At 63.7% G+C, this 6,924-nt stretch carries 6 protein-coding genes and 1 pseudogene; 1 reads left to right on the top strand and 6 read right to left on the bottom strand.

The window, feature by feature from the left end:
- From EOD15_RS25050 to EOD15_RS25060, 3 genes and pseudogenes are all read right to left on the bottom strand, one after another.
- Positions 1-276 (bottom strand): annotated as a pseudogene (locus EOD15_RS25050) (hypothetical protein); the annotation flags it as partial.
- Between the two features lie 150 nt (positions 277-426).
- Complete coding sequence (locus EOD15_RS25055) at positions 427-1,557, bottom strand: hypothetical protein (protein ID WP_127319657.1); 1,131 nt, start codon at positions 1,555-1,557, stop codon at positions 427-429.
- Between the two features lie 6 nt (positions 1,558-1,563).
- Positions 1,564-1,998, bottom strand: a complete 435-nt coding sequence (locus EOD15_RS25060) for a hypothetical protein (protein WP_127268292.1) — start codon at positions 1,996-1,998, stop codon at positions 1,564-1,566.
- 718 nt (positions 1,999-2,716) lie between these two features.
- Between EOD15_RS25060 and EOD15_RS25065 the strand changes: the two genes are divergently transcribed.
- The gene (locus tag EOD15_RS25065) at positions 2,717-3,655 is read left to right on the top strand and encodes a diacylglycerol kinase family protein (protein WP_127319659.1); all 939 of its coding nucleotides are present in this window, start codon (positions 2,717-2,719) and stop codon (positions 3,653-3,655) included.
- A 79-nt stretch (positions 3,656-3,734) separates the two neighbouring features.
- Here EOD15_RS25065 and EOD15_RS25070 read toward each other — a convergent pair whose 3' ends face one another.
- From EOD15_RS25070 to EOD15_RS25080, 3 genes are all read right to left on the bottom strand, one after another.
- Entirely contained in the window at positions 3,735-4,652 is a 918-nt protein-coding gene (locus tag EOD15_RS25070; protein WP_127319661.1) for an NAD(P)-dependent oxidoreductase, read from the bottom strand.
- A complete protein-coding gene (locus tag EOD15_RS25075; RefSeq protein ID WP_127319663.1) occupies positions 4,649-5,860 on the bottom strand; it encodes a mandelate racemase/muconate lactonizing enzyme family protein in 1,212 nt (403 codons plus the stop codon). The genes EOD15_RS25070 and EOD15_RS25075 overlap by 4 nt, the downstream gene beginning before the upstream one ends.
- Positions 5,857-6,924: GMC oxidoreductase (locus EOD15_RS25080; protein WP_127408941.1), on the bottom strand; the 1,068-nt coding region annotated here is incomplete at its 5' end. The genes EOD15_RS25075 and EOD15_RS25080, both read right to left, overlap by 4 nt.

A 6,924-nucleotide genomic window follows, 5' to 3' on the forward strand; every position in this document is an offset into this window, starting at 1 on the left:
TGGGCTTTCGGTTCTGACGACCCGGCTGGCGGGCTTCAGTTCTGGGCGCGATGCGGTCGCGGCCAGTTGCGAGGAGGACGACGAACCCTTCGTGCGGCAGATGCCGGAGACGAGCGGATAATTGAAATTGCGCTCGTGCAGCATCTGGCTCTTCATCGCCGCTTCGCACTCGGCGACGGTCGACCACTTGGCCGGCGTCTCGCCGATATATTCGCAAAGCTTGGCGTCGCAGTCGCAGCCGACTATGGTCATGGCGACAAGGGCGGTCTTGATCACGGTCTTGTCCCTTCGAGATGCCCCCCGGCAGCCCTTCCATTTCTTCCCATTCCTTCGCGCGCGAACAAGGCAGGATTTGGCCGCGATTGTGGAATGGGCATGGCGGAGCGCAGGAAATGCATGATCCTGGCCGGGCCTGGCCGAAAGGCCTCAGTAATCGTAGACGTGTTCAAGCCTGGCGCCGGCCTTGATCAGCGCCGGCAGCACGAGATGCAGCTTGCGCACGGCGACGACCATGCCGGTGCGGCGCGTGGATTGATCGGCCGGTAGCGGATAGCTGAACAGGATGCGCATGCCTTCGGGGATGACGATCGTATCGGTGGAGAGCACGGTGACCATGATCTCGTCATTGCCGCCGATCTCGACGAAGGAGACGCCCTTGTCGATCAGGCGCGGGATCACTTCGGTGAACACCTGATAGCGCCTGGTGACGAAGATGGTGCCGTCAGCGCCCATGTCGCGTTCGAGCAAGGTGTCGGGCTCGTTGCGGGTGGCTTCGCCGACCGGCCCCTTGGCCCAGACGTGGATGTCGAGCAAGGCGGGGTCCATCGTGGCGGCGAGGGCCTTTTTGATCAGATCGGCATAGCCCTGCTTGATGGTGTCGGCGAGGCCGAAGGCGAGCTTGCGTTCGCTGGTGCGGATGGAACTGTCGCCCGGCGCCGACTGCACCGCAAACAGGCCGGCGCGCTTGTCGGCATAGGGGAACTGATACCAGGGCACCTGGTCGAGAAACCCTGCATAGTCCGCCGCCACCTTGGCCTGATAGATGTCGGCGGCGGTGCGCTTGGCCGTCGTCGCCTCGGTGATGCGGCCGACCGTGTTCTCATAGGCCCACTGCAATATATGCTCGATCGAGTGGCTGGTGCCGATGATGACCAGCATCTGGTGGTTGGCGTAGTTGAACTTGTAGGGAGAACTGGCGCGGATGACCATGGCGTAGTCCTGCCAGAAGCGGCCGACATAGGACCAGTAGGGGAAGCCGCTCGGCTGGTCCTTGTCGACGAAGCCGGCATATTCGCGCGCGGCGTAGACGATCGCCCATTCCGGATAGGTGAGGAAGGTCGATTCCTCCGGCCGCTGGTAGCCGAGGATCTCGGCGCGGGCCTTGTCGGCCAGCGCCTTGGGCGGCGCGCCGTCAGCAATTCCGGGCAGCGGCGTCTTGTCGAGCGACGACGTCGTCAGAAAGCCGTAGCTCAGCCCGGCGATCGGGATGAGGATGACGATGACGATCACCCAGAGGATCGTCTTGATGATGCGCTTCAGCCAGCGGAACAGGAACATGGCCGATCAGGCCGTGGCGAAGTGTTCGTGTATGCGCCTGGCCAGCCGGAAGCCGACATAGACGGCGAAGCCACCAATGACGAGGTGCGGCAGGTTGGCGAAGAAGCGGGCCGGGAATTCGATATCGTTGAGGGAGCGGAAGCCGTTGATGAAGATACCGGCATCGAGGCAGCCGGAACCGGTGATCAGCCCGAGCACGCCGTCGAACAGGTAGACCGAACCGAACAGCTTGAAATAGAACACCGCCTGGCGGTGCGAGATGAAGGCGGCGGCCAGAGCCCAGACGCCGGAGAAGGCGTGCAGCAGGTCGTCATACCATTGCAGCGAGAACAGGCCGAACAGATTGCCGTCGGCGTCGTTGAACGCCGGTATGTAGCCGATGGCGACGACGCCGAAGAACAGGAAGGCATAGGCGACGGCAAGCTTCTGGATGAGCGTCATGAAGTGTCCCCCTCGAAGAGTCCGCCTGAAAACAGACTCTGACGCTGGGATACTAACCGATTTTAGCGCGTGGTGAAGCGGCGCCCGCGAGATCGCCGGCGAAGGATATCGAGGGGCAAAAAGGCAGTCGGCGCCGGGATTTCTCCCAGCGCCTCCCTGTCAGATCAGGACACGGTCGCGGCAGCAACTTCCGTAAAGTCGTCGCGCCTTGCCGGCCTTGATTTTGACGGTCCTGCCAGTCCGCCGCCCGAGAGCAGCGTCCGTTCGGGACCACGCCGGTCTCCACCCTTGCGAGCTTTGCCCTGCGCACCATCGAAGGTTTTTGCCGTCCTTCATGGCAGCATCGGTCCGCCGTAGGCGTTGGCACGCTTTCCGCGGCCCCGTAGGTCTCGGCTCCGTCCCTCGAAACAGGCAAGCCTGCTCTCGCTTCGGGCCGTACGGGCCTCAGGAAATCCGCCTTTCACTTCGCCTTTCGGCTTGATGATCGGTAGCCGCCTGAGATGGGTTTAACGTACACCGGGTAAGGGTCCTGGGGAATGGCCGGAGGCCTGTGGATAACGGGATTATCGGGGATCAAGCTGGGATAACGAAATTTTCCTGTCCGCCACGATGGGCCTCATCGGCGGACATTCGGCCTTGCCCTGCCGCCCGGTGCGGTCTTCAATGCCGGCAAAGGATTCGAGGCGCCGAGCGCCTCGAATCCTTGCGGGAGGGTTGCTTGAAAGTTGGAGTGGTTCTCAACCCGATTGCCGGTGGGGGCCGGCTGAAACGGCATTGGCCTGATGTCGCCGTGTCGCTGAGAAAGTATTTCGGCGAATTCGAACTGCGCGAGACGCAAGCGGAAGGCGACGCCGAAAGGCTGGCAATCGATCTCGCGATGATTGGCTTCGACCTGGTGATCGCGGCCGGCGGCGACGGCACCGCCAGCGAAGTGGCCGACGGGCTGCTGCAGGCGGCCCAGGAGAGCGGCCGGACCACCGAGCTTGGGCTCTTGCCATGCGGCACCGGCATCGATTTCGCGCGTGGGCTAGGGCTGCCGAAAAAGGTCGATGCCGTGCTGAAGCGGATCGCCGAAGCCAAGCCCCGCAAGGTCGATGTCGGACGCATCTGCTACGTCGACGATCACGGCGCGCTGGCCAGCCGGCATTTCATCAACATCGCCAGCCTGGGGCTTTCCGGCGCCACTGACCGCGCCGTCAATGCCGACAAGCGCAAGGGCAGGATGTCGGCCAAGGCGCTGTTCCTGTGGCGCACCGTGGTCGAGTTCATCCGCTACCGCTTCCAGGAGGTCAGCATCACGGTCGACGACGGCGTCCCCGTCGAAGCGCGCATGGCGCTGGTGGCGGTGGCAAATGGAAAGTTCTTCGGCGGCGGCATGATGGTCGCGCCGGATGCGGAACTGACCGACGGGCAGTTCGACATCGTCATCCTGCGCGCGGCCGGCAAGCTGAAGCTGATCTGGGACATCCGGCTGCTCTATGGCGGCCGGCATCGCAATCATCCTGCAATCACCATCCTGCGCGGCAGGAAAGTCGTGGTCGAACCGCTCGGCGATGCGTCAGAGAATGGCGCGCTGGTCGACATAGACGGCGAGTCGCCGGGACGCATACCCGCGACCTTCGAGATCCTGCCCGGTGCATTGACGCTCAGATACTGAATCAAGCCGTTGACAGATTGATTCAGATGGATCCGCCGATCCAGCCAACGCTCTGAAATCGTTTGATATCCAGCCGGCGTCAGAGTTCGAGCTTGGCCGGGAAACCAGGTGCGCGCAGGTCGGTGCCGACGGCATCTTCCAACAGTTTGACGATCTGGGTCGACCAGGCGCCGCCGCCATAGGCGGCCTTGCCTTGCTGAAAAATGGCGTTGACGCGCGATGCCAGCTCAAGCGGCACACCGGACTGTTCGCCCATGGCGAGCGCGAAGCCGAGGTCCTTCAGCGCCAGGTCCATGGTGAAGCCGATGTCGTAGGAGCCGTTGAGGATGAGCTGGCTTTCGGTCTCATGGACGAAGCTGTTGCCTGAGGAGGCTGATATGGCGTGATAGGCTTGGGCGAGGTCGAGCCCGCCCTGTCTGGCCAGCATCAATGCTTCGCCGGCGGCGACGAGATGGATGAAGGCGAGCATGTTGGTGATCACCTTGATCACCGCCGCCGAGCCGACCGGGCCCATCAGAAACGATTTTGCGCACATCGCCTCGATGGCGGGGCGATGACGTTCATAGAGCGCAGGATCGCCGCCGACCAGCGCGGTGATCTTTCCGGCTGCCGCCAGATGCACGCCACCGGTGACCGGGCATTCCAGCGTCTCGATACCCTTGGCCGAGGCGAGGGCCGCGAGGTGGAGGATCTCGTCGCGGCCGTTGGTCGACATCTCGATCCAGGTGCCGCCTGCGGGCAGGCCCTCCAGCAATCCGCCGGGTCCGGCCAGCACCGCCTCGCTGACCTTGGGTGAGGGCAGGCAGGAGATTGCGTTGCCGGCCCGTGCTGCGGCATCGGCGGGGCTGTTCGCGGCCGTGGCGCCGAGCGCAACGAGGCGCTCGACGGCGGCGGGATCGCGGTCGAAGACGGTGACGGCAAAGCCGTTGCGGATCAGGCTGGCGGCAAGGTTGCCGCCGAGATGGCCAAGACCGATGAAGGCGTAGCTTTCGCTCACGGCATCAGCGGCGTCTGCATCATCTGCAGATGCAGGTCCTTGCCGGTGTAGGGGTGCGCGTCGCAGACCGCTTCGTTGAGCTCGACTCCGAGGCCGGGCTCCTTCGAGGGGATCACGTTGCCGTCCTGCCACTCGATCTTCTTCTTCAAGAGCGTGGCGTGGAAGCCGTCCCACTGCTTCAGCGATTCCAGGATGAGGAAATTGGGCAGCGTCACCGCCAACTGAATGTTGGCCGCACCCACGATCGGTCCGCAATAGCAGTGAGGCGCGATCTGGATGTGGTAGGCCTCGGCCATCGCCGCGATCTTCTTGGTCTCGAGGATGCCGCCGGAGCGGCCGAGGTCCGGCTGCAGGATGGTCGCGGCGCGGTTCTCGATGACGCGGGCGAACTCGAACTTGGTCGTCAGCCGCTCGCCGGTGGCGATCGGGATCGAGGTCGCGCGGGCCACTTGGGCCATGACCTCAGGCATATCAGGTGGCACCGGCTCCTCGAACCACAAGGGATCGTAGGGTTCGATGGCGCGCGCCATGCGCAGCGCGCCGGACGCTGTGAACTGGCCGTGCGTGCCGAACAGGATGTCGGCGCGGGTGCCGACCGCCTCGCGGATCGCCTTGATCATGCGGGTGGACAGGTCGATATCGACGAGGCGCGGCTGATGGCCGTCGAAGGCGGTGTAGGGGCCGGCCGGGTCGAGCTTGACGGCATTGAAACCCTGTTCGACATATTCGAGCGCACAGGCAGCGGCGAGATCGGGGTCGTTGTAGACGTTCTTGCCGTGCGCATCCTCGGAATGGACGCTGCCGGTGTGCGGATAGAGATAGGTGTAGGAGCGCAGCGTCTCGTGCACCTGGCCGCCGAGCAGTTTGTAGACCGGCTTGTCAGCTTCCTTGCCGATAATGTCCCAGCAGGCCATTTCCAGCGCCGAAAAGCAGCCCATGCCGGAAACGTCGGGGCGCTGGGTGAAGCCGGAGGAATAGGCGCGGCGGAAGAAGTTCTCGATGTCGTGCGGATCGCGGCCGACGAGATAGCGCTCGGCCATGTCCTCGACCATCCGGGCGGTAACATGGGCCGAGAAGGTGGCGTTGTAGGCCTCGCCATAGCCGACGACGCCGCCGTCGGTGGTCAGCTTGACGAAAATGAAATACTTGCCGCCGATGCCGGGCGGCGGATTGCCGACAACCCAGGTCTTGACGTCGGTGATCTTCATTCTTGGTCCTCCAGAACCAGTTCGGCGCCCTTCCAACCGGTCATGATCGAGGCGGCGTTGGTGTTGCCGGTGATGTTGTCGGGAAAGATCGAGGCATCGATGACGCGCAAACCTTCCAGACCATGCACCTTGAGGCGCGGGTCGACGACGGCGCGCGCGGGATCCGGCCCCATGCGGCAGGTCGAGACCGGGTGATAGACGGTGCCCGAGCGTTTCCGGAAATCCTGGATCAGATCGGCGTCTGAAGTGATTGAAGGACCAGGCAAAACCTCTTCCTCGATGATCTCGGCCATGGCAGGCATCGAGGCGATCTTGCGCACGAATTTCACCGCCGCCAGCATCTCCTCGACATCGGCATTGGTGGAGTAGGCATTGGCCGTTATCCTGGGGTAGTCGCGCGGATTGGCTGAGCGGATCATGATCTCGCCACGGCTCGACGGCCGGCAGTTGGACAGGCCGATGGAAAAGCCCGGCCATGGGTCCGGCGTCAGGATCGGGCGCTCGCCGCTCCTGGGAATGACGGTCGAGAAGGCCTGGAAATAGAGCTGCATGTTGGGCCGCGTCGCCGCAGGGTCGGTGCGGAAGAAGCCGCCGGCATTGTTCATCGACAGCGACAGCGGGCCGGAGCGGGTGAGGATGTATTGCATGCCGACCAGCAGCTTGCCCCACCAGGGACGCAGCGTCTGGTTGAGCGTCGGCAGCTTGCCCTTGAAGGTGTAGTTGATGCCGACATGGTCCTGCAAATGCGCGCCGACATTTTCGTTGGCGTGGACGATCGGGATGTCCAGACCTTTGAGCAGGGCGGATGGGCCGACGCCGGACAGCTGCAGCAATTGCGGCGAGTTGACCGAACCGCCCGACAGGATGATTTCGCGGCCCGCACGCGCCGACTTCATCTCGCCGTTCTGCTGGTATTCGACGCCGACGGCACGCTTGCCCTCGAACAGGATTTTTGTCGCCAGCGCCTTCATCTCGACGCGGACATTCCCGCGCTTCATCGCCGGGCGCAGGAAAGCGCGCGCCGCCGACATGCGCCGGCCGTTGCGGGTCGAGATCTGGTAGAT

Source organism: Mesorhizobium sp. M7A.T.Ca.US.000.02.2.1 (assembly GCF_003996995.1).
GTDB lineage: Bacteria > Pseudomonadota > Alphaproteobacteria > Rhizobiales > Rhizobiaceae > Mesorhizobium.